This window comes from Anaerostipes amylophilus (assembly GCF_025567365.1).
In the GTDB taxonomy this organism is placed as follows: domain Bacteria; phylum Bacillota; class Clostridia; order Lachnospirales; family Lachnospiraceae; genus Anaerostipes; species Anaerostipes amylophilus.
Map to the genome: position 1 here is coordinate 187,279 of NZ_JAOQJG010000003.1, position 24,878 is coordinate 212,156.

The 24,878-nt window shown below is 36.0% G+C and carries 23 protein-coding genes and 1 riboswitch; of the genes, 22 read left to right on the top strand and 1 reads right to left on the bottom strand.

Annotation, left to right across the window (positions count from 1 at the left end):
- The first annotated feature begins 7 nt into the window (after positions 1–7).
- The 5 genes from OCV53_RS05350 to OCV53_RS05370 all read left to right on the top strand — a co-directional run bounded on the left by OCV53_RS05350 (position 8) and on the right by OCV53_RS05370 (position 6,738).
- On the top strand, positions 8–1,018 hold the full coding sequence (locus OCV53_RS05350) for a GGGtGRT protein (RefSeq protein ID WP_055196949.1): 1,011 nt from the start codon (positions 8–10) through the stop codon (positions 1,016–1,018).
- A 164-nt stretch (positions 1,019–1,182) separates the two neighbouring features.
- A complete protein-coding gene (locus tag OCV53_RS05355) occupies positions 1,183–1,746 on the top strand; it encodes a helix-turn-helix domain-containing protein (RefSeq protein ID WP_055196951.1) in 564 nt (187 codons plus the stop codon).
- Positions 1,747–2,121: 375 nt separating this feature from the next.
- Positions 2,122–3,336, top strand: a complete 1,215-nt coding sequence (locus tag OCV53_RS05360; protein ID WP_055196953.1) for an aspartate aminotransferase family protein — start codon at positions 2,122–2,124, stop codon at positions 3,334–3,336.
- Positions 3,337–3,381: 45 nt separating this feature from the next.
- Positions 3,382–3,978, top strand: coding sequence for a cytidylate kinase-like family protein (locus tag OCV53_RS05365; protein WP_022374890.1), 597 nt, complete (start codon positions 3,382–3,384; stop codon positions 3,976–3,978).
- Positions 3,979–4,089: 111 nt separating this feature from the next.
- Positions 4,090–6,738, top strand: a complete 2,649-nt coding sequence (locus OCV53_RS05370; RefSeq protein ID WP_055196955.1) for a bifunctional amino acid transporter/iron-containing alcohol dehydrogenase — start codon at positions 4,090–4,092, stop codon at positions 6,736–6,738.
- Between the two features lie 94 nt (positions 6,739–6,832).
- Here OCV53_RS05370 and OCV53_RS05375 read toward each other — a convergent pair whose 3' ends face one another.
- Complete coding sequence (locus OCV53_RS05375) at positions 6,833–7,717, bottom strand: DUF5685 family protein (protein ID WP_055196957.1); 885 nt, start codon at positions 7,715–7,717, stop codon at positions 6,833–6,835.
- A 274-nt stretch (positions 7,718–7,991) separates the two neighbouring features.
- On the opposite strand from OCV53_RS05375, the gene OCV53_RS05380 reads away from it, so the two are divergent.
- The 17 genes from OCV53_RS05380 (at position 7,992) to OCV53_RS05460 (ending at position 24,868) form a co-directional block, all read left to right on the top strand.
- Positions 7,992–8,240, top strand: a complete 249-nt coding sequence (locus tag OCV53_RS05380) for a helix-turn-helix domain-containing protein (protein WP_022374893.1) — start codon at positions 7,992–7,994, stop codon at positions 8,238–8,240.
- Between the two features lie 135 nt (positions 8,241–8,375).
- Complete coding sequence (locus OCV53_RS05385) at positions 8,376–8,849, top strand: hypothetical protein (RefSeq protein WP_022374894.1); 474 nt, start codon at positions 8,376–8,378, stop codon at positions 8,847–8,849.
- On the top strand, positions 8,846–9,556 hold the full coding sequence (locus OCV53_RS05390) for an AAA family ATPase (protein ID WP_055196959.1): 711 nt from the start codon (positions 8,846–8,848) through the stop codon (positions 9,554–9,556). The genes OCV53_RS05385 and OCV53_RS05390 overlap by 4 nt, the downstream gene beginning before the upstream one ends.
- 68 nt (positions 9,557–9,624) lie before the next feature.
- Positions 9,625–10,383: a Fic family protein gene (locus OCV53_RS05395; RefSeq protein WP_055196961.1), complete on the top strand. Its 759-nt coding sequence runs from the start codon at positions 9,625–9,627 to the stop codon at positions 10,381–10,383.
- A 49-nt stretch (positions 10,384–10,432) separates the two neighbouring features.
- A complete protein-coding gene (locus OCV53_RS05400) occupies positions 10,433–11,029 on the top strand; it encodes a hypothetical protein (RefSeq protein ID WP_055196963.1) in 597 nt (198 codons plus the stop codon).
- A 558-nt stretch (positions 11,030–11,587) separates the two neighbouring features.
- The gene (locus OCV53_RS05405) at positions 11,588–12,412 is read left to right on the top strand and encodes an AIM24 family protein (protein WP_022375698.1); all 825 of its coding nucleotides are present in this window, start codon (positions 11,588–11,590) and stop codon (positions 12,410–12,412) included.
- A 299-nt stretch (positions 12,413–12,711) separates the two neighbouring features.
- Positions 12,712–12,817: riboswitch (TPP riboswitch) on the top strand.
- Between the two features lie 161 nt (positions 12,818–12,978).
- Positions 12,979–13,782, top strand: coding sequence for a bifunctional hydroxymethylpyrimidine kinase/phosphomethylpyrimidine kinase (gene thiD, locus OCV53_RS05410; protein ID WP_055196965.1), 804 nt, complete (start codon positions 12,979–12,981; stop codon positions 13,780–13,782).
- Positions 13,783–13,785: 3 nt separating this feature from the next.
- Positions 13,786–14,958 (top strand): putative hydroxymethylpyrimidine transporter CytX, encoded by a 1,173-nt coding sequence (gene cytX, locus OCV53_RS05415; RefSeq protein ID WP_022375696.1) that lies wholly within the window; start codon positions 13,786–13,788, stop codon positions 14,956–14,958.
- Positions 14,959–15,025: 67 nt separating this feature from the next.
- Positions 15,026–15,376: an FGGY family carbohydrate kinase gene (locus OCV53_RS05420; protein WP_262568597.1), complete on the top strand. Its 351-nt coding sequence runs from the start codon at positions 15,026–15,028 to the stop codon at positions 15,374–15,376.
- A 157-nt stretch (positions 15,377–15,533) separates the two neighbouring features.
- On the top strand, positions 15,534–16,190 hold the full coding sequence (locus tag OCV53_RS05425) for a GDSL-type esterase/lipase family protein (protein ID WP_022375694.1): 657 nt from the start codon (positions 15,534–15,536) through the stop codon (positions 16,188–16,190).
- 41 nt (positions 16,191–16,231) lie between these two features.
- On the top strand, positions 16,232–17,776 hold the full coding sequence (locus OCV53_RS05430) for a nitrite/sulfite reductase (RefSeq protein WP_055196967.1): 1,545 nt from the start codon (positions 16,232–16,234) through the stop codon (positions 17,774–17,776).
- A 12-nt stretch (positions 17,777–17,788) separates the two neighbouring features.
- Positions 17,789–18,427 (top strand): precorrin-2 dehydrogenase/sirohydrochlorin ferrochelatase family protein, encoded by a 639-nt coding sequence (locus OCV53_RS05435; protein WP_055196969.1) that lies wholly within the window; start codon positions 17,789–17,791, stop codon positions 18,425–18,427.
- 1 nt (position 18,428) lies between these two features.
- A complete protein-coding gene (hemB, locus tag OCV53_RS05440; RefSeq protein WP_055196971.1) occupies positions 18,429–19,400 on the top strand; it encodes a porphobilinogen synthase in 972 nt (323 codons plus the stop codon).
- Positions 19,401–20,684 carry a glutamate-1-semialdehyde 2,1-aminomutase gene (gene hemL / locus OCV53_RS05445; RefSeq protein WP_022375690.1) on the top strand — a complete coding sequence of 428 codons (1,284 nt, stop codon included), beginning with the start codon at positions 19,401–19,403 and terminating at the stop codon, positions 20,682–20,684. It begins immediately after the preceding gene.
- Positions 20,666–21,916 carry a glutamyl-tRNA reductase gene (gene hemA / locus OCV53_RS05450; protein ID WP_055196973.1) on the top strand — a complete coding sequence of 417 codons (1,251 nt, stop codon included), beginning with the start codon at positions 20,666–20,668 and terminating at the stop codon, positions 21,914–21,916. Before hemL ends, hemA begins: the two co-directional genes overlap by 19 nt.
- Positions 21,913–24,258 carry a hydroxymethylbilane synthase gene (hemC, locus tag OCV53_RS05455; RefSeq protein WP_055196975.1) on the top strand — a complete coding sequence of 782 codons (2,346 nt, stop codon included), beginning with the start codon at positions 21,913–21,915 and terminating at the stop codon, positions 24,256–24,258. Before hemA ends, hemC begins: the two co-directional genes overlap by 4 nt.
- A gap of 73 nt (positions 24,259–24,331) precedes the next feature.
- Entirely contained in the window at positions 24,332–24,868 is a 537-nt protein-coding gene (locus OCV53_RS05460) for a phosphatase PAP2 family protein (protein ID WP_022375687.1), read from the top strand.
- Positions 24,869–24,878: the final 10 nt, after the last annotated feature.

The following is a 24,878-nucleotide window of genomic DNA, read 5'->3' on the forward strand; positions in this document are numbered from 1 at the left end:
GCGAATAATGGCTTTATTTGAATCATATGAAAGAAGAGAAAAACAGATTCTTGCTGTTTTAAAAGAGTATGGAATCAATTCTATCGAAGAAGCTGCTGAAATTACAAAAGCTGCTGGATTAGATGTTTATGCTCAGGTTGAAGGAATTCAGCCAATCTGTTTCGAAAATGCAAAATGGGCTTACACAGTAGGTGCTGCTATCGCAATCAAAAAAGGTTGCAGAAGAGCTGCAGACGCTGCTGCTGCTATCGGTGAAGGTCTTCAGGCATTCTGTATTCCTGGATCTGTAGCTGATCAGCGTAAAGTAGGTCTTGGACATGGTAACTTAGGAAAGATGCTTCTTGAAGAAGAAACAGAATGTTTCGCATTCTTAGCAGGTCACGAATCTTTCGCAGCTGCTGAAGGAGCTATCGGAATCGCTGAAAAAGCGAACAAAGTTCGTCAGAAACCTTTAAGAGTTATCTTAAACGGATTAGGAAAAGATGCTGCACAGATCATTTCCAGAATTAACGGATTTACATATGTTGAAACTGAAATGGATTACTACACAGGTGAAGTAAAAGAAGTATTCAGAAAATCTTACTCTGAAGGATTAAGAGCTAAGGTTAACTGCTACGGTGCTAACGATGTAACAGAAGGTGTTGCAATCATGCACAAAGAAGGTGTAGACGTATCTATCACAGGTAACTCTACAAACCCAACTCGTTTCCAGCATCCAGTTGCAGGTACATACAAAAAAGAATGTATCGAACAGGGTAAAAAATACTTCTCTGTAGCTTCTGGTGGTGGTACAGGACGTACATTACATCCAGATAACATGGCTGCAGGACCAGCTTCTTACGGAATGACAGATACTATGGGACGTATGCATAGTGATGCTCAGTTCGCAGGATCTTCTTCAGTACCAGCCCATGTAGAAATGATGGGATTAATCGGTATGGGTAACAACCCAATGGTAGGAGCTACAGTTGCAGTAGCTGTATCTATCGAAGAAGCTGCTAAAGCAGGTAAATTCTAAGAATTGAACAATAATTCAAAGAAACTCATAATAAAAAATAGGCACTTTGTATAAAGTTGCCTATTTTTTATTTTACCAAATTTGTAGTATAATATGAAAAATAGATTGAAAATTAGACTAAAACATTGTAATAATAAAAAATAAAAAAGAGAGGAGCTTTCGATATGGATTACCAATCATACCTATCCCACAACGTAGCCGTCAACCTAAAAAGAATCCGAACCTCCAAAGGCATGAGCCTTGATGTCCTCTCCGAACAAACAGGAGTCAGCAAAAGCATGCTAGCCCAAATTGAGAAAGGAACAGCAAATCCATCCTTAGGAGTCTTAGGAAAGATCACCAGCGGATTAAGAATTGAATTCCAAGAATTAATCGAAGCTCCGCCAATGGAATCCTGTCTCGTAACACCAGATCAGATGACTCCAACAAAAGAAATGATCGGCGAATACAAAGTATGGACCTGCTTTCCATACGAAGATAATCATCAGTTAGAGATTTATCGCATCGACATCGAACCAGGAGGAGAATATATCAGTGGAAGCCACGGAGAGAAGACGAGAGAATATCTTTCTGTAACAGATGGAGAACTTACGATTGAATGTGGTGAAGAAATTCAGAAAATCACAAAAGGACAGATCTATCGATTTGAGACAGATAAAAAACACAATTACAAAAATAATACAGACCAAAAGACAAGTTTTATCTGTGTATTTGTAGACTATCGGTAAATATCATACAGGAATAATAGGATAATAGAACAAGGTGTTCAATATAATGGACAAATACAGTGTATAATATTTTATAAAAATTCCAAAAAATCATGAGAAGGCCACAAAAACACATAAGTAAATAATTAAAATATACTATAAAAGATAAAAATACAGAAAATTAAAAAATTTCGACAGATATATTGACAATTCACTCCACCAGTGCTATTGTATATTTGTACAAAATAAAAGATAAAAATTAAGCAAGGGCGCTTATCATAGGATGAGTTTCCCTTGCTTTTCTTTTTATTATTTCAAGTTTATCAACAAAAGAGATAAACAAAATCTGGCCCAGAGAAGTTAAATAACCAATAACATCATGAGGAGGAAACAGATATGAGATTAAAAGATACAGGATTAACAAGTCAGGACATTAAAGATAAAGTAAACAAATATATGATCGAAACATATGAACGTTTTGACTTCCTTGCTGAGAGAGCAAAAGACATGTATATGTACGATGAAAATGGAGAAGCATATCTTGATTTTTATGCAGGAATTGCAGTTAACAACGCAGGAAGCTGTAATGAAAAAGTTGTAGCAGCAGTTAAAGATCAGGTTGGCGATATTATGCATACATTCAACTATCCATACACAATTCCTCAGGCACTGCTTGCTGAAAAAGTATGTGAAACCATTGGAATGGATAAGATCTTTTATCAGAATTCTGGTACAGAGGCAAATGAAGCAATGATCAAGATGGCCCGTAAATATGGAATTGAAAAATACGGACCAAACCATTATCATATCGTAACAGCCAAGATGGGATTCCATGGAAGAACATTCGGAGCAATGTCAGCAACAGGACAGCCGGGAAATGGATGTCAGGTTGGATTTGGACCAATGACTTATGGATTCTCATACGCACCATATAATAACCTGCAAGCATTTAAAGATGCATGTACAGAAAATACGATCGCGATCATGATCGAACCAGTACAGGGTGAAGGAGGAGTTCATCCAGCAACACAGGAATTCATGAAAGGTTTAAGAGAATTTTGTGATGAAAATGATATGTTACTCTTAATTGATGAAGTTCAGACAGGATGGTGTCGAACAGGTGCGGTAATGTCTTATATGAACTATGGAATCAAACCAGATATCGTATCCATGGCAAAAGGATTAGGTGGAGGTATGCCAATCGGAGCAATCTGTGCAACAGCAGAAGTTGCCAAAGCATTTACACCAGGATCTCATGGAACAACATTTGGTGGACATCCAGTCAGCTGTGCAGCAGCCTTAGCAGAAGTTAATGAACTGATCGATCGTGATCTTGCTGGAAATGCGAAGAAAGTCGGAGATTATTTCGCAGAGAAATTAAAAGGACTTCCTCATGTAAAAGAAGTCAGACATCAGGGATTATTAACAGGTATTGAATTTGATGACACATTAAACGCAGTTGATATCAAACATGCATGTTTTGATCGAAAACTGTTAGTCACAGCCATCGGAAGCAGTGTCATTCGTACAATTCCACCATTGATCGTAACGGAAGAAGAATGTGATAAAGCATTTGCGATCATGAAGGAGGCTGTGGAATCCTTAGCATAAAATAAAATCTTTGAAAAAAGATCAAAATATCAGGGAGGAATGTAAATGAAACATTTTATCGTAAATATCGGATGTGAATACGGAAGCGGTGGTCCGGACATCGGAAGAATGGTTGCCGAATCACTAGGAATTCCATTTTACGACAGAGATTTAGTGGATCAGGTCGTAGAAAAGTTAGGAGTTGACAGAGATCTGGTAGAAAAAGCTGATTCCGGAAAAGAAAATGTCAAATATGAGTTTGACACAACTTTTGGACCAAGATATGCAAACCTTACAAATCGTGTTATCTATACACAGTTTGAGGTTATCCATAAACTGGCAGCGAAATCTTCCTGCGTTATCATTGGACGATGCAGTAACTACATATTAAAAGACAGAGATGACTGCTTGAACATCTTTGTATATGCACCAGATGAATTTAAAGTCAAACATATTATGGAGCAAAAAGGTATTTCACAAAAAGAAGCACAAAAGCTTGTAAAATATAATGATGGAATGCTGAAATCAAGATATGAATATATGACAAACTCTGATATGAGAGATTGTCGAACCAGACATATGATGATCGATTCCAGTATTCTTGGACTTGAAAAAACAGCAAAATATATCATGCAGTTAATTGATCTGCGATTTGAAGACTAAAATAAAATACATTTACATTCTAACAAAGGCGTTAAGAGATAAGGATCTTTTAGCGTCTTTTTTCTTTCGAAACTTTAAACAGAATGTGAAGCAAGAAAGGAATGATATATAATGGAAAAGAAAAAATCAGAATTTGACAAAGTATTTAGTGCATGGGACATTTTAGTCATTGCATTTGGAGCTATGATCGGTTGGGGATGGGTTGTTTCAACCGGGGACTGGATCGGACGAGGCGGAGTTTTAGGAGCTGTCATCGGTTTTGCGATCGGTGGTGCGATGGTATTCTTTGTAGGACTTACCTACGCAGAACTTACCGCAGCGATGCCACAGTGTGGTGGAGAACATGTATTTAGTTATAAAGCTATGGGACCGATTGGTTCATTTATCTGCACATGGGCGATCATTTTAGGATATGTCAGCGTTGTATGTTTTGAAGCGTGTGCGTTACCTACCATTATCACTTATATTTATCCAGGATTCTTAAAAGGATATCTGTATACTGTCGCAGGATTTGATATTTACGCATCATGGCTTGCAGTTGCGATGATCGTTGCTTTATTTATTACATTGATCAATATCAAAGGTGCTAAGACAGCAGCAACTTTACAGACAGTTTTAACTGTTATTATCGGTGGTGTTGGAATTCTTTTAATTGTAGCATCTGTAGTCAGTGGAGATAGTAGCAATCTAGCACCACAGTTATTTGCAGGAGATAGTGCATCAACTACGATGAAAGCGATCATGAGTGTTGCAGTTATGACACCATTCTTCTTTATTGGATTTGATGTTATTCCACAGGCAGCAGAAGAGATTAATGTACCGTTGAAGAAGATCGGTATGATCATGATCTTATCCATTGTACTTGCAGTTGCATTTTATGCGCTGATCATCTTAGGCGTTGGTTATGTTATGAGTCCATCTGATATTTCATCATCTCAGGCTGGATCAGGACTTGTCACAGCCGATGCGATGGCAAAGGCATTCCACAGTAGTATTATGTCAAAAGTCTTGATCGTTGGTGGTATGTGTGGAATCGTTACAAGCTGGAACTCTTTCTTGATCGGTGGTAGCCGTGCCATGTATTCCATGGCTGAATCTTACATGATCCCAAGAACATTTAGAAAATTACATAAAACACACAAAACACCAGTCAATGCATTATATTTAATCGGTGGATTATCTATTTTAGCACCATTATTTGGACGTAAAATGTTAGTATGGATTGTCGATGCAGGTAACTTTGGATGCTGTCTTGCATACTGTATGGTTTCCTTATCTTTCATCATTTTAAGAAAGAAAGCACCAGAAATGGCTCGTCCATATAAAGTAAAACATTATAAGATTGTTGGTGTATTGGCAGTCATAATGTCAGGATTTATGGTAGCAATGTATATCATTCCAGGATCAGGATCAAACCTAGTTCCACAAGAATGGGCAATGGCAGGTGGATGGGCTGTCTTAGGTGTTGTATTCTTCGTTATCTGTAAATCAAAATACAAAGAAAAATTCGGATCTCATATTGATGTTGCGGTAGACGAAAATGAAGTAGAAACAGAAGAAGATCATACATTTGAAGAAGCACTTGGAGTTGTCAATGCTGCTGAAAATGTAGTAGAAGCACAGCCAGCAATTAACTTTAATTACTTCCTTCCAGTTAATATTGCATTTGGAAATGGTAAAGTCTTAGAAACTGGAGAACTTACAAAACCATATGGTAAGAAAGCATTGATCGTAACCGGAAGAAGCAGTGCAAAGAAATCTGGTTTATATGATAAAGTAGCAAACAGTCTTTCTAAAGCAGGAATCGACCATGTACTATTTGATAAAGTCGCACAGAATCCATTAACGACAACTGCGATGGAAGGTGCCGAGTTTGCAAAAACAAATGGATGTGATGTTGTCGTAGCCATCGGTGGTGGAAGTATCATGGACTGTGCAAAAGCGATCGCATTCTTAAGTGTCAATGACGGAGATATCAACGATTACATTTATAACAAATTACAAAGCGATAAAGCATTACCATTAGTTTTAATCCCTACAACTTGCGGAACAGGATCAGAAGGAAATGGATTTGCGGTTCTTACAAACCCAGAAAACGGAGACAAGAAATCCTTACGTTGCAATGCGATCGTTGCAAAAGTATCCATTGTTGATCCAGAATGCATGATGACAATGCCAAAACATGTACTTGCATCTGTCGGATTCGATGCATTATGTCACTGCATGGAAGCATACACGTCAAAGATCGCACAGCCATTTACAGATGCTCTAAGTTTATACGCGATGGAACTGATCGCAGGAAACCTTGTCAAAGTATATAAAGGTGAAGGCGGCAAAGAAGCATGGGAGAAGATCACACTGGCATCAACGATCGGTGGAATGGTCATCAATACAGCAGGTGTCACACTGGCACATGGAATGGAACATCCAGCCAGCGGACTAAAAGATATCGTCCACGGACAGGGACTTGCAGCATTAACACCAGTGATCGTAGAAGCATCTCATAAAGGAAACCACTTCAAATTTGCTAAGATCGCAAGAATCTTTGGCGGGGTTACCGCAGAAGATCTTGCTGGTAAATTAAGAAGTCTGTTAAAAGATATCGACCTTGCTTGTACACTATCTGACCTTGGATTATCCGAAGAAGATATTCCTTGGATGGCAGAGAACTGTATGAAAGTATCTGCGGCAAGTGTTAAGAACAATCCGGTTGTGTTTACACAGAAAGAAATTGCTGAGATATATCGAAAAGCAATGTAAGGTGAATTTAATATAGTCTATGAATATATAAAAGGAAGGAATCCTGAGTGCAACACGCATTTTGCTAATCGTTGCACTTAGGGTTCCTTCTTTTTTATATGCATCTAATAATAGATTCAATTTCTGGATATTTTTCGTGTAATATTTTAAAATATGTATTAGTACATACTAAAGAAACAATATTATAGAGTATTTCCTTATATTTATTCCATGTTATTTCATGAAATGATTTTTCCATTTTTAATATTAATATTTTATTTATCATTGCAATTTTTTTATGGGCATTTAATTTATTATCAGAATCATCTTCTTTCATTATATTTTGTAATAAATTAAAATTTCCATTCTGCATATCTTCATAGGCATCTATAATATAAATCCATTTTCCAAGATTAAAACAGAGTGAATATAAATTATCGTATTTTTCTATCACACAATCTTCTTTATATAATTTGAAAAATAACTGAAAAAGCTCAACAAAAAATTCACCAAATAAATTTGATAGTTGATCAAAACAAGCATTTTCTGATTCTAGAGAATTTATTTTGCTCATTAATTCAGATAATACATTTAATTTAGCACCATATGTATTTAATATGTTTTGGTATTGTGAATTATGTTTGAAAAATTTTAATATAATTTTTTTGACATTATTTTTTTCATCTATAATATCATCTTCCAATTTAAGAACAGAAAGATAGTAATTTATAAATGCACAATATTCTATTACATTATTAGAAATACTCGTGTTTATTTTTTTGAATGGATTTGTTGGACATTTAAAAGATAGGGGTGTCATTTCTGTTTCAAAATTTTCGAGTACTAATGCTAAGAAAACCATGTCATAACTTAAAATTAAACGATAAACTATACCATATTTTTTTCCTATTCCTTGACATAGTGCACAATATTGTTGTTTGTATAGGCGAAAATCGCATATTCTTAAATCATCTCTTTGTGTTTTAATATACCCTAACATAATTCACGACCTTAACATAGACAATGAGAAATACATTTGCCAGCATTCATATAAGTGTCACTATCACAACAACATGCAGAACAGCCAGATAAACATAAACATGAACATAATAAACTGCAACAATCATCGTCATCGCTATTCAGATTACAGCTATCGTCATAATCATGCCAGTTTCCATCGCAACCTTTATAATATCCAGTAAGAAATATATTATCACGGATTCATAATATCTTTATTTTTGTCCTGTGACAAGACAAAAATAAAGGAGATAAAAATGGCAAGAATAATTGATAGTAATGAAAAAAATTTAATTGGAAGCAATCTGAAAATATTAAGGAAACAAAAAAAGATGAGTCAACAAGAACTTTCAGATAAATTAGAAACATTAGCAATATATATTTGCAGAGGATCTATTTCACGAATTGAGGATAAAAGTAGAACGGTAACAGATATAGAATTATATGGGTTATCTAAAGTATTGGGAGTTTCTATAGATTCGCTTTTTGAATATCCTATAGAATAAGTATTTCGAGATATAGAAATATGAAAAGACAGTTTCGTGTCATATCTTTTTTTGATAAAATGTAAAGTGATAAAATGATTTTTAGTTTATCAAATATATAACAATAAGAAGATAAAAACAAAAAAGGGGTAACAAATGAACATGAATAAATACGTCAAAAGCTTGATCAAAAAATATAAAAATCCATCAATTATTGGTGAGAAAAGCATAGAAGAAGTGATTGATTATTTAAAGCAAAAATTTATCATAAAAGATATTACGCAAAATATATCAGATATTGAAATGAAAATATGCAGGTTCAATATCATGCATTCACTCGATGGAGAGAATATTTCATCGGAAGATATAAAATTCCATGCATATCGTGTTGAAGATTCAACGGCAAGCAAGGAATATTATCAAGAAATGGATGATGAAGAGAAAATATATGTTTACATAGATGAAGCTACAGGATATATTGAATCAAATTGTAGTGGACTTTTTACAGAGTTGGCACTTTATAAAGGAATTTCACAATATGATTATGATAACAATACAGATAAACTTATAGAGTATTTAACGCATTGCAAAGATTGGGAAGAAGGGAGCAGGAGAGAGGAAATCCAATGAATGATCAGTTTATACAGGGCATTATATTTGACTGGAACAAAATAGATGATGACAGTTACCTAAAACAAATAGAAGCATTAAAAGATGTTGAAAGACTAGAATTTCAAAATTCAATCAACTTTTTTGTTGGAGAAAATGGAAGTGGAAAGTCTACATTATTAGAAGCAATTGCCATAGCTTATGGATTTAATCCAGAAGGTGGAACGAAAAACTATGTATTTTCTACGCATGATACACACTCCGAATTATGCGATGCCATCAGAGTTGTAAAAGGATATCGGAAGGAAAAATGGGGATATTTTCTTAGAGCAGAAAGTTTCTATAATGTTGCAACGAAGGAAGAAGAATATGGTGGAATAGATTCAGCCAGATATCATGAGAGATCACACGGAGAAGGTTTCTTGGCATTAGCACAAAATAATCTACAGCCCAATGGATTGTATCTTTTTGATGAGCCAGAAGCGGCATTATCACCACAAAGACAATTAACATTATTAATGGAGATATATAAATGTGCAAGAAAAGGAGCACAGTTCTTTATTGTTACGCATTCACCGATTTTACTAGGAATTCCAGACGCTGACATTTATTGTTTTGATGATGGTAGGATTCATTTATGTGAGTATGAGGAGACGGAAAGTTATCAGATTACGGAGATGTTTATAAATAATCGGGAAGTATTATTGGATAGACTTCTAAAAGAATAGATGTAGAAATTCATAATTCATGCTATACTTAAAAATAACAGATTAAATAAAAGAGGTGAGATAAAATCATGGAAAATGAAACATATATGAAACGATTAAAAGACAGACTGCAAATAGAATTTAAAAAACAGGATCGAAGCGGAGTATACGGTTATACACAGAGGAGTATGGCGTATAATTCCAATCGAATTGAAGGAAGTACCTTAACAGAGAAACAGACAGCAAGTATGTTTGAAACAGGAACTTTATATGTGGATGATCCAGACATGATTTTTCGAACAAAAGATATAGAAGAAATGAATGGTCATTTCAAAATGTTTAATTATGTAATGAAATGTATGGAAAAACCTTTGTCAGAAGATATCATAAAAAATATGCATAAAAATTTAAAGGAAGGTGTTTTTGAAGATCGAGCAAATGGATATGCAATTGGTGGGTGGAAAAAGCGTGCAAACAGAGTCAGTGATATCCAGACAGCATTGCCACAAGAAGTTCCAGAAAAGATTCATCAGTTATTAGAAAAGTATCATAACGCAGAGAAAATTACATTATACGATATTGCTAAATTTCATGCACAGTTTGAGAATATTCATCCATTTCAGGATGGAAATGGGAGAGTCGGGCGTATGATCATTCTAAAACAATGTCTGGATCATAATATTGTTCCAGTAATCATCCGTGATATTCATAAAGCAGAATATAATCGATATCTTAATAAAGCACAGCACGAACAAGACTATAAAGGATTAGAAGCTTATTTTGAAAAAGAACAGAAATATTATCAGGAAAGCACAATCCCAATGATATTTGATTTTGATGAATTGTAGAATAAGGGTGTAATTAATAGAGAGTGGACAAGAAAGGAGGTTGGGGTTTATGGCTAAGAAGTTTTGTACAACAGGAACATGTATCCCGGAGAAAAATTATATGGTTGATCTTAGCAACAGGATTCAGCAGATTATCAATCAATATATCGAATCAGGACAATACTTTACGATCAATCGAGCCAGACAATATGGTAAGACAACCTTGCTTTATCTTCTGGAAAAAGAATTGCGAAAACAAGATTATCTGGTTTTGAGTTTAAGTTTTGAAGCTGCCGATGAAGTAGACAAAAGTTCAGACAATCAGATTTTCTTATCTTTCCTCGGACTTCTAAGAGAGAAATATTTAAAATGCCAGCAGGGAAAAGATGTAACATTTCATTCTGTAATTCTTGCAGGTGTTTACGATATTAAAACATTAAAGTTAAAACTACATCCACAAGAAGAATCGAAATATAACAGTCTATGGAATATCGCAGATAATAATCAAATGTATATGAAGGTATCATCTGATCGAAATCAATTTATTGTATCTGGAATGTTGCAAATGCCATTGGCAATGCAAAAGTTTTATGAATATTATGAAGAAATTTATTCAGAAAAAGATCAAAAGTTTATAGAAGAAAATGGTAGGAAATTATTATATTGAAGCACGAATGAGAGATAATAAAAGAACAGATATTATTATTGATTATAAAGGAGAATATATTATAGAAACAGTTGTATAAATTAAAAACAGACCTAAAGTTTTATATGGTCTGTTTTTTATTTAAGAAAATTTTATATCAACAATATAAAAACAAAAATAACAATAGAAGCAACCATCAATTTATACTCATCTGAAAAGTTTTCTTTGTTCTGTAATTTTACCAGTACATGATATAAAAAGTAAAAAAATGAAAAAAAGCATAAAGCCAAGATAAATAAAACGATAATATGTTCCATAATAATTCCCTCCCATAATAAAAATCCTTAAAGTTTTATTTTTAAATAATATTATAAACAATAGATTTCATATGTCCAGATATCCCCCAAAAAAAAACACTTAATGATAAAGAATCTCAACAAGAAATGATAGACATGTTTTGATACAAATAGTTTCATTTGTGGATGAAAAAGGAATATGGTAAACTGATATTAAAATGAACAATAAATTAGAGCAATAGTTAAGAAACGTTTCTTTAAAATAACAGGAAAGGGAAAGATTATGTACAAAATCAGCAATTTCAGTGACAACGACGACGTAAAGATCATCGACCAGTCAGGACCATTTGAAGTCATCGAATATCAGAGAGACTTAAGTGTTATGCCAGAAGATGCCCAGTTAGCATTCTTCTGCAGTCAGATGAACGTAAGAAAACGTCAGCTTAAATGCGAATTATCTAAAGGAAATGTAACAATTCAGGCAGGTGCCATGCAGTGGATGGCAGGAGATGTCTCTGCGACAACAGGAATCAAAGGAGCAGGAGATTTCTTATCCAAGACAATCCGGGGAAAAGTAACGGGAGAATCTGCGATTAAGCCAGAATATACAGGAGATGGAACTCTTGTTTTGGAACCTACATATAAACATATCATTTTATTAGATCTTGACGAATGGGGTAATTCGATCGTATTAGATGATGGTTTATTTTTAGCCTGTGAATCTACACTGAAACAAAAAGCAGTCAGAAGAAAGACGTTCTCTTCTGCATTTGCAGGTGGTGAAGGATTCTTCAACCTAGGATTAAAAGGAAGCGGAGTTGTCTGTCTGGAATCCGATTGCCCAAGAGAAGAATTAGTGGAAATCACATTAGAAGATGATGTTATAAAGATTGACGGAAACCTTGCAATTGCATGGAGTGGAAGTCTTGACTTTACGGTAGAACGAGCAGGAAGATCTTTGCTTGGTTCTGCAGTGAGTGGTGAAGGTCTGGTAAATGTATACCGTGGAACAGGAAAAGTATTATTAGCACCAGTTGTGAATCAGGCAATGAAACCACAGCAGGTGGTGGAGAAAGAGCCAGTGATCGTTAGTGATGACGACGAATAAGAATATAACATATATACAAAAGATTGCTTCATAAAAAGAAATAGCATTTGTTACAAAAAATAAGTAACTTTAGTAAGAAATGCCATTGCAACTTTTATTTTTACATTCTTAGCTTTTGCCATTGCACAGTTTGGATTATTAGCCGTTGTAAAACAGGGATATGCATACCTTGGATACGCAGCATTTATCACACTGTTTGTTCCATTTATTGTTCATGTGATCGCAACAAAAGGAAAAGAAATTTAAAGTTTGTATACAAAAACTTGAAAATTCAAACGATTTGATCTATAATAACAAAGAAATAAAAACAGGGAGCTTGTGAAACAGGCTGAGAGGAAAGTAAAACTTTCGACCTTTGAACCTGATTTGGGTAATGCCAGCGTAGGAAACGAAGATCATGAATCGCGAATATACGGAAAGTTACTAAATCAGTAGCTTTCCGTTTTTTGTGTTTATAGGCAAGTAAATTTTATGAGAAAACAGCCTATAAAACAATGCGGTCAATTGGGGGCACCACTTTTGATCGCAATACAAAAATAATGCATAAGAGAAAAGGAGAGATACTTATGAGAACAGCATTATCAATCGCTGGAAGTGATTCCAGTGGAGGCGCTGGAGTTCAGGCTGACTTAAAGACTATGACAATGAATGGTGTATTTGCAATGAGCGCCATTACAGCACTGACAGCCCAGAATACAACCGGCGTAACAGGAATCTTAGAAGCAGATCCAGAGTTTTTAAAGAAACAGATCGACGCAGTCTTTGAAGACATCAGGCCAGATGCAGTCAAGATTGGAATGGTTTCCTCGAGTGGACTGATCAAAATGATCGCAGAGAGATTACAGCATTATAAAGCGGAAAATATCGTTGTTGATCCAGTGATGGTAGCAACGAGTGGATCAAGATTATTAGAAGAAGATGCTGTAGATACATTAAAGAAAGAACTATTACCGATTGCAACGGTAATCACACCCAATATTCCAGAAGCAGAGATTCTTTGTGGTATGGAGATTCACACGGAAGAAGATATGGTAGCAGCGGCAAAAGCAATCTATGAAGATCTTGGATGTGCTGTCTTATTAAAAGGTGGTCATAACATCAACGATGCCAATGACTTATTATATACAAAAGAAGAAGTTTCTTGGTTTAAAGGAAAGAGGATCAACAACCCAAACACACACGGAACAGGATGTACTCTTTCTAGTGCCATCGCAGCAAATCTTGCCAAAGGTTTTGATCTTAAGACTTCTGTACAAAGAGCAAAAGATTATATTTCAAGAGCTTTAGCAGATATGTTAGATTTAGGAGCTGGAAGTGGACCAATGAATCATGCGTTTGATTTAAAAGATGAATGGAAAGAGGAGGCATAAGTGATGGGAAGCAGAAGAACATCAATCTTTGAAAACGGACTGATCTGGTTTGGAGCAGGAGTTTCATTAGCAGAAATTTTAACAGGTACAAGTTTCGCACCTTTAGGGTTTACCAAAGGATTATTAGCGATCATCATTGGACACATCATTGGATGTGGAATGATGTTTTTTGCCGGATTTATTGGTGGAAAGACAAGAAAAAGCGCAATGGAAACTGTAAAAATGAGCTTTGGATCAACAGGAGCTTTGTTATTTGCAGTATTAAATATTTTACAGTTAGTTGGATGGACAGCCATCATGATCTATGATGGATCATTAGCGGCAGCAGGAATCTTTCATGTGGCAAACTGGGTATGGCCAGTTGTGATCGGAGGACTGATCATCATCTGGATCTTAGTTGGAATTGAAAGTTTAGGAAAGATTAATACGGTTGCAATGGCAGCTTTATTTATCTTAACCGTTGTATTAAGCTTTATCATTTTTGGACATGGATCATTAAATACGGTTGCAAACGATGGATTAACATTTGGCGCAGCTGTAGAACTTGCGGTAGCTATGCCATTATCATGGCTTCCATTGATCAGTGACTACACAAGAGAAGCAAAAGAACCAACAAAAGCAACATGGGCAAGCGTGATCGTCTATGGATTAGTCAGCTGTTGGATGTATGTGATCGGTATGGGAATCTCTATTTTCACAGGAGAATCTGATATCGCACAGATCATGGTAAAAGCCGGACTTGGAATCGCAGGATTATTAATTATCGTATTCTCAACCGTAACAACAACATTCTTAGATGCATGGTCTGCTGGAATTTCCAGTGAATCTTTATCTAAGAATATCAATGGAAAATGGATCGCAGTTGCAGCAACAGTGATCGGAATCATTGGAGCCATTGTTTATCCAATGGATGACATCACAGATTTCTTATATCTGATCGGTTCAGTCTTTGCACCAATGATCGCCGTACAGATCGCAGATTTCTTTATCCTTCATCAGGATTTTTCAAGAAAATCTGTATGCATTCAGAACATGCTTGTATGGGTTGTTGGCTTTATTGCATACCGCTGGCTGATGGGTGTCGATACGATCCTTGGAAACACACTTCCTGATATGGTGATCACGATTGTTTTAAGTGTGATCGTAAGTTTATTGCTTGGGAAGAAGAATGACTAAGCCCTTTATAAATTAACTTATATAATAATAACGAAAAAATGGTTTTATATCATATACAAAATATGATATAAAGCCATTTTTTTTATTTAATGATCGAGGTATTACGTTAAGAAGAGAAGACCTTTCACACAAACAGATTATTAATGATCTTGGATTGGTATCACATAATCCGGAAGAAATCTATCAAAATACGATTTATGTTGTAAAGAAACTGGTTACAGAAGCAGGGATTGATAAAAATAAAGTTGCAGGAATTGGGGCAGCATATTTGGCAGGAATTGCTTTGGGAATTTATGATAAAACGATTTTTGACCAGATTAAGTGTGATAAGTATGAGCCATTAATGGAAGAGGAGCGATGGAAACATAAAAAGTATGGTTGGAAAAAAATAATTCAGAGTGCTTGTGAGAAAAATTAAATTAAAAATAGCACAAATCTATAATGCCTTATAGGATATTTTTATATCTTATAAGGTATTTTTCTGTTCATAACCTATTGACAAGTATAATTTCATTCCTTATAATCATATTATTCCTATTAAAATTGTATGAAATATAACGAAGAAGGTGACAGAGATGAAAGAAATATTATGCTTCGGAGATTCCAATACATACGGACTCATCCCCGGTACAAATAGAAGATATAACAGAGAAACAAGATGGACAGGTATTTTATCAGAGAAGCTTTACGATAAAGGATATAGAATCATTGAAGAAGGATTATGCGGAAGAACCAGTGTGTTTGATGATGCAACAAGAGATGGAAGGAATGGAGCGAAAGTACTTCCGATGCTTTTAGAAACACACACACCGCTTGATCAGGTGGTTTTAATGCTTGGAACCAATGACTGTAAAATATACAATCATGCAAGTGCAGAGCGTATTGGAAAAGGCATCGAAAAATTAATCCAACAGATCAAAAAACATGATCCTACGATCGATATTTTATTAGTATCTCCAATTGAACTTGGAGAAGATGTATGGAAACCAGGGTTTGATCCCGAATTTGATCAGCATTCTGTGAAAGTATCCAAACAATTAAAACAGACATATTTAAAGATTGCATGGAAATACGGATGTGATTTTCTTGCAGCAAGTGATGTAGCCAAACCAAGTAAGGCAGATATGGAACATATGAATGAAGAAGGACATAAAAACCTTGCAGAAGCCATCGAATCATTTCTTGTAGAAAAAGAAAGAAATCATTCAAACGACTATGTAAATGTGGTATGATAAGACAAATGATACAAAACATTCAGAAAGGAATTTTACATATGGAAACGATCAATCCACAGGAATGGAAAAAAGACCTGCCAGCATTTAAAGAAAAGACAGACCGGTTTTATGCAGGAGAATTAAGTAAAGCAGATTATAAAGGATTCTCCGGTGGTTACGGAAGCTATGCACAGAAAGATGGAAAAGCAAGCATGATCCGTCTTCGTATGGCGGGTGGTCATTTAACAAAAGACAAATTAAAATTTATCGCAGACAATATTAAAACATATAACATAGATAAAGTACATTTGACAACATGTCAGGCAATTCAGTTACATAACTTACAGCCAGAAGCAATCTATGGAATCATGGAAGGTGGATTAGATCATGGCATTGTAACAATGGGTGGTGGTGGAGATTTTCCACGAAATGTTACTGTATCTCCATTATCCGGTGTGCAGAAAGGAGAATATTTTAACGTTCTTCCTTATGCAGAAGCAGCTGGAGAGTATTTAATGACATTTATTAAAAAAGAAGTCATGCCAAGAAAGTTAAAAGTTGGATTCTCAAATGGACCAGCGAATGAGACACATGCAACATTCCGTGATCTTGGATTTGTGGCAAGAGAAGATGGAAACTTTGATGTTTACAGTGCCGGTGGACTTGGCAATAATGCAAGATTTGGACTGAAAGTTGCTGAGAATGTAAAACCAGAGAAGATCCTTTATTATATCTGTGCAATGCGAGAGACATTTATCGCACATGGAAATTACAAACAGCGTGGAAGAGCCAGAACTCGCTATATGCAGGAAACTTTAGGAGAAGAAGGATATATCAAAGCATTCCATGAGAAATTAGATGAAGTTTTCGCATCTGGACAGGATTTAGATCTTCATGTAGAGATTCCTGAAGTAACAAAACAAGGAGATGAAAGTAAAGCAGAAGGAAAACGTGTGATCGAGCAGAAACAAGAAGGATTATATGCAGTTGCTTATCATCCATTTGGTGGCTGTCCAAAACCTGAGAAATTAGGTCAGATCTATGATGTGATCAAAGATATGGATGAGGTAGAAGCACGGATCTCTCCAGATGAGACGATGTATATCATTAATCTGACTGGAGATGAAGCAAAGAAAGTTTTAGAAGTCACAAATGACGGTGCAGAAACATTGTTTGAGACATCGGTATCCTGTATCGGGGCAACAATCTGTCAGGTTGGATTAAGAGATTCTCAAGGACTGTTACACAAAGTGATCAAAGCAGAAAGAGAAGCCGGATTAAAAGATGGATCATTACCAAAGATTCATATTTCCGGATGTATGTCTTCTTGTGGAACACACCAGATCGGAGAGATCGGATTCCACGGAAGTATGAAAGTGATTGATAAAGTTGCTCATTCTGCATTTGTTCTTCATATCAATGGATCTGATTATCAGGGCAAAGAGGTTATGGGAGAAGAAGTAGGAACCATCCTTGAAGAAGATATTCCAAAATTCCTTGTAAAATTAGGACATACCGTTGAGAGCGAAGGACTTGATTATGCACAGTGGAATGCAAAACATCCAGAAGGTATCAAGGAAATCGCAAAAGAATATTTACAATAACAGGTAGAAGCAATGGTATATTTTCCAATGTTTGTACAACTAAAGAATAAAAAATGTCTCGTGATCGGTGGTGGCAGGATTGCGCTTCGTAAGATCGAAGTCTTAAAAGATTTTGAAGCGGATGTTACCGTGATCGCACCAGAGATGATACCCCAGATTCGGCAGATCGATAAGATCCGCCGAATCTTTCGAACATTTATGGAGGAAGATTTCAAAGAAGCAGAGCTTGTGGTTGCAGCAACCAATGATCCAAAGGTAAACAGTGAGATCAGCAAGATCTGTATGCAAAGAAAGATTCCGGTCAATGCAGTTGATCAGAAAGAAGATTGCAGCTTTATTTTTCCATCCTATGTAAAAGAAGGAGAAGTAGTTGCGGCGTTTTCAAGTGGTGGTCAAAGCCCTATGATCACGCAATATTTAAAGGAAAAGATTAAACCAAATCTGACGGAAGAATTAGGACAGATCGCACAGATCTTAGGAAGTTTGAGAGCGTTTGCAAAATCATGTATTGCCACAGAACAGCAGCGCAAGGAATTTTATAAAGAATTATTACAAATCGGATTAAAAGATATTGATTCACTAGAAGAACAACGAATCAATGAAATCATTCAAAAATATACAAAAAATCAGAGTGAAATCGAGGAACAGTAAAATGGAACGTACAAGAAGATTAAGAACAAGTAATTATATGAGAGATATGGTGAGAGAAAACCATGTAAGAATTGATGAACTGATCTATCCGATCTTTGTCACAGAAGGAGAAGATATCAAGCATCCAGTAGAATCCATGTCAGGAATTTACCAGTATTCGCTAGACCGCCTGCCAGAAGAAATTAACAGAATTAAAGAAGCAGGGATCAAAGCAATTTTAATCTTTGGAATCCCAGATCACAAAGATGAAGTCGGAAGTGGTGCATACGCTGAAGATGGAATTGTACCAAAAGCAATCCGTCAGATTAAGAAAGAATACGAAGAACTGATCATCATTGCAGATGTATGTCTTTGCGAATATACTTCTCATGGACATTGCGGTCTCGTGAAAGATGGCGTGATCTTAAACGACGAAACACTGCCACTTCTTGCAAAAGCATCTATAAGTTATGCAAAAGCAGGAGCAGATATCATTGCACCAAGTGATATGATGGATCTTCGAGTAAAAGCGATTCGTGAAGCTTTAGATGAAGCAGGTTTTGTATACACACCAATCATGTCTTACAGTGCTAAGTTCGCGTCAGGATATTATGGACCATTTCGTGATGCAGCACACTCCGCACCAGGATTTGGAGACCGAAAGACATACCAGATGGACCCAGCCAATGGACAGGAAGCGATGCGCGAGATCGGGGAAGATATCGAAGAAGGTGCAGACCTTATTATTGCAAAACCAGCACTTGCCTATATGGATATTATGAAAGAAGCATCCATGAAATATAATATTCCAATCGTTGCATATAATGTAAGCGGTGAGTATGCCATGGTAAAAGCAGCTGCAGCCAATGGATGGATCGATGAGAAAAAGATCGTTATGGAAAATATGGTTGGATTAAAACGTGCCGGTGCAAAGATGATCATTACTTATCATGCATTAGATGTTGCAAAATGGCTGAAAGAAGAGGAAAGATAAATGAGTGATACAAGATCAAAAGAGTTATATGAACGAGCAAAAGTACACATTCCAGGTGGGGTTAATAGTCCAGTCCGTGCATTTCGTGCGGTAAACAGAACTCCAAGATTTATGGAATCAGCAAAAGGGGATCGAATCATTGATGCCGATGGAAATGAATACATTGATTATGTATGTTCCTGGGGACCTGGAATCTTAGGACATGCTCATCCACAGGTCATTCAAAAGGTTATGGAATCTTGCAAAAACGGATTAACCTTTGGAGCACCAACAGAGAAGGAAGTAATTTTGGCGGAATTGATCAGTGAACTCATTCCATCCATGGAGGTAAGCCGTTTGGTAAGTTCAGGAACAGAAGCTGTCATGAGTGCGATCCGTGCAGCCAGAGGGTTCACAGGAAGAGATAAGATCATCAAATTCCGCGGATGTTATCATGGACATTCCGACAGTTTGCTAGTAAAAGCAGGTTCTGGGGCATTAACAACATCCGTTCCAGACAGTGCCGGAGTTCCAAAAGACGATACAAAGAATACATTAGTTGCAGAATATAATGATAAAGATTCTGTAGAGAAATTATTTAAAGAAAATAAAAATGAGATTGCAGCAGTCATTGTAGAACCTGTTGCAGCGAACATGGGATTAGTACTTCCAGAAGAAGGATTTCTTGAATTTTTACGAGAGATCACAAAAGATCACGATTCTTTACTGATCTTTGATGAAGTGATCACAGGTTTCCGACTGTCTCTTGGAGGAGCACAGCAGTATTACAATATCAAGCCAGATATCACAACACTTGGGAAGATTGTTGGTGGCGGAATGCCAATCGGTGCTTACGGTGGAAGAAGAGAGATCATGCAGATGATCTCCCCAGATGGACCAGTTTATCAGGCAGGAACTTTATCAGGGAATCCAGTTGCAACAACCGCAGGTATTGAAACATTAAATATCTTAAAAGATGATCCACAGATTTATGAAAGACTGGAAAATAAAACAAAGAAACTTGCAAATGCAGCAAGACAGGCAGGAAATGGACATGTTTGTGTGAATCAGATCGGTTCTTTGATGAGTGTTTTCTTTACAGATCAGAAAGTCAGAGATTTTGAAAGTGCTGTGACATCTAATACGGAACAATATGCAGATTATTTTGGATATTTATTAGATCGTGGAATTTATATTGCACCATCTCAGTTTGAAACAATGTTTATCTCTGATGCACATACCGAAGAAGATATTGAGAAAACGTGTAAACTTGCAGGAGAAGCTTTATGCAATTTGGACTTCTAGGAATCGATTACAAAAATGCAGATCTTGCCGTTCGTGATGAGATTTCATTTACAGATCAGAAAAAGATGGAATTTTTCCGTAAAGCAGAAGAAAATGGAATTGAACAAGTCATGATCTTATCAACTTGTAACCGCAGTGAGATCTACTATTTTTATGAAAAGGAATCACAGGTAAAAGCAATACAAGATATCTATTGCGATATGTTTGAGAAAGTGCAGATTAGGCAATATATTAGACATTGCGAAGAAGACAAAGCTGTTTCTTATCTGTTTCGAGTCACAGCGGGTCTAGAGTCCATGGTACTAGGAGAAGACCAGATTCTTGGACAAGTAAAAGATGCCTTAGATTTTTCGAGAACAATGGGATTTAGCAAAAAAGAATTAAATAAAGTTGTAAGAGATGCAGTAACCTGTGCAAAAAAGGTAAAGACTACGTTTAAAATGAGCGAAAAACCAGTATCTGTTGGTTATATAGGAATCCTTGAAGTTGAAAAAACATGCATGATCAAAGGAAAAACGATTTTGGTGATCGGAAGTGGAGATACCGCAGTTCTTGCTCTTCGTTATCTATATGAATACGAGGCAGGAAAGATTTATTTATGTAGCAGAACACTGGCACATGCAGGAAATGTTCAGAAAGAATTTGAAGAAATTGAGATCATTTCATATGAACAAAGATATGAGGTCATGAAACGATGTGATATCGTAGTTTCTGCAACATCAGCACCACATGTGGTTGTAAAAGAAGAATGTTTTACACCAGAAAAATCTGTTACATTTTTAGACCTTGCAACGCCAAGAGACATCGATCCAAAACTTTCAGATGACCCAAAGGTAAATCTGATCAACTTGGATACGATCAAAGAAATATCTAAAGCTAATCAGTCAGAACGGGAAGAACTTTGTAGAGAAAGTTTTACGATGATCGAGAAGGAAAAAGAAGAAACGATCAAGTGGTTATTTCAAGTTCCAATGGAAGAAACAATCCGTTCCCTTCAGGAAAAATGCACAGAAATCGTGGAAGACAGCTACTCCTATTTATCAAGAAAAATGGATCTTGGGACAAGAGAACAGAAGTTATTGAAGAAAGTATTAAATGCATCTTTGCAGCGAATGATCAAAGAACCGATTCAGGAATTAAAACATTTAGAGACAAGGAAAGAACAGGCAGATTATAAAAAGATGGTAGAACAGCTTTTTGGAATTGACACAAAGAAAGGAACCGATCTATGAAATATATCATTGGCTCAAGAGGATCACGTCTTGCATTAATTCAGACAAAGTATGTACAGGAGAAATTGGCAAAGGCATATCCAGAGCATTCTTTTGAAATTGAAGTGATTAAAACAAAGGGTGATAAAATTCAGAATAAACCATTAGATAAGATTGGTGGAAAAGGACTGTTTGTGAAAGAAATCGAAGAAAAAATCATTTCCGGGGAGATTCATATGGGCGTTCACAGTATGAAAGATATGCCGTCAACTCCAGCGAAAGGGCTTGTTTTCACAAAATCATGGAAAAGGGAAGATCCAAGAGATGTACTAATCCTTCGAACAGCATCCAACCTTTCTGATTTAAGAAAAGGAGCAGTGATCGGAACTGGAAGTAAACGACGTGCGTTTCAGCTGCTAAAACAAAGACCAGATCTTAAGATCGTCAATATCCGTGGAAATGTCGATACAAGACTTCGGAAAATGGAAGAACAAGAATTAGATGGAATCATTCTTGCGGCAGCAGGACTGAAACGACTTGGAATGCAAGATGTGATCACACAATATCTGGAACCAGAAGAAATGATCTCAGCACCTGCACAGGGAGTTCTTGCGTTGGAAGTCAGAGAAGATCAGAAAGAATTACAACAGATGTTAGATGTATTTTCGGACGAAGAAACTATGAACGAGGTATGTGCAGAACGAAATTTCTTAGAACAAATGGGTGGAAGCTGTCATACCCCGGCAGGTGCCAGATGTCAGAAGACAAACGATGGATACCGATTAGATGCGATGTTTGGAAATGAAGATGGAAACAAACAGGCATACACGAAAGTTTATGGGACTGACCCTGAAACTTTAGCAAAAACAGCCGTAAAAAATATAAAAAAACAGTTGGAAGGAATTGTCTATTTGATCGGTGCAGGACCAGGAGATCCGGAACTTATCACAGTCAAAGGAAAAGAGATATTAAAAAAAGCAGACTGCGTGATTTATGACAGGCTTATTCCACAGGAACTATTAGATGAGACAAAAGCTGGCTGTGAGTGTATCTATGTTGGAAAAGAAAATCATCATCATACAATGAAACAAGAACAGATCAATGAATTGTTAGCAGAGAAAGCATTGCAATATGATATTGTAGTTCGTTTAAAAGGTGGCGATCCATTTGTCTTTGGACGAGGTGGGGAAGAAGCTATTTATTTAGCGAATCAGGAAATTCACTGCGAAGTCATTCCTGGAATCAGTTCCTGTATCGCAGCCGCAGAACTTGCTGGAATCCCAGTCACACACAGAGGAATCTCCAAAGGATTTCGCGTTGTGACAGCACATGATTGTAGAAATCAGCTGTCTGATCTTAATTTTGCTTCTATGGCAAAGTCAGAAGAGACATTAGTATTCTTAATGGGACTTACAAAATTAGAAGAGATCACAACCAATTTATTAAAAAAAGGAATGAATGAAAATACACCTGTTGTAGTCATTTCAAATGCGGCATCAGCAAAACAAAAAACATGTACTGCAACATTAAATACGATTCAGGAAAAAGCAGATCAGGAAAAGCTTTCATCACCAGCTGTTATTGTTGTAGGAGATGTTGTGAAACTTCAAAAAGAGATTCAAAAACCAGAAGATACAATTTGGCATTTGGTCACAAAGGTAGGTGATCAGCCATCAAAATTAGCACAGTTATTAAAAGATCATGGATATAAGATCAAAGAATTTCAAACAGGAGAGATCTCTTATAAAAAGAATCTGATTTCTAAGGAAGAATTAGCGAAAGTTACTTATCTTATTTTTACAAGCAGATATGGAGTTCATGGGTTTATGAAACAGATGAAAGCTGCTAATCTGGATCTAAGAAATCTTTATGATAAAAAGATAGTTGTCGTTGGAGAGAAAACGAAAGATGTTTTAATGGAATATGGAATTGTTGCAGATTTTATGCCGAAAGAAGCAGGAGAAGTCTATCTTTGCAAACTTATGAAACAGGAAGTAAATAAAGATGATGTCATTTGGTATTGTAAAGGAATATCTGGTGGAGAAATACTAAAAGAAACACTTGAATCAGTTTGCCAGATAAAAGAAAAGATCATGTATGAAAATAAGAAAGTGATCTTTGATGTCCACCTACAGATCAAAGATATTAAAAGTATTTCATTTACTTGTGCGTCTTCCGTTCGAAGATTTTTTGATCAGATAAAAAAAGAAGAAATAAAGGAATGGATAGAAAACATTCCATGCATCAGTATCGGAGAAAAGACAACAAAACAATTAAAGAAAGTTGGAGTAAAACATATTTTAGAAGCCAAAGATACAACATATTTATCAATGTTTGATAAAATCAAGGAATCTATGTTATAATAGCAAAATGCCAGAGATCAAATGATGGAACGCTGGCATTTTAAATGAAAAAGAAAGGCAGAATTAAATCATTATGGGATTTGAATTTCAGATGTTAGACGGACTTCAGACGATCCATACTTCATTCCTAGATACATTTATGATATCAATCACCAAACTTGGAGATGCAGGAATCGTGTGGATCATTTTGACAGTTATTTTATTACTGATACCAAAAACAAGAAAAGCAGGAGGATACATGGCAGTGGCATTGATCGCTGATCTGATCATTTGCAATGTGATCATAAAACCGATCGTTGCAAGACCAAGGCCTTATAGTATCAATAAAACGGTACAGTTACTGGTTACACCATTGAAGGATTATTCTTTTCCATCCGGTCATACCGCAGCATCGTTTGCATCAGTCAGTGCACTTTATTTTGCAGGAAAAAAGAAAGTGGCAGCAGGGGCTTTGATATTATCTATTTTCATCGCTTTTTCAAGATTGTATTTATATGTTCATTACCCAACGGATGTTTTAGGTGGATTGATCATTGGATTATTATGTGGATGGATCGCAGATGTGATCATTAAAAAGATTGCAGAAAGAAAAGCAAAAGTAAAGGCGTAGATTTTGTACT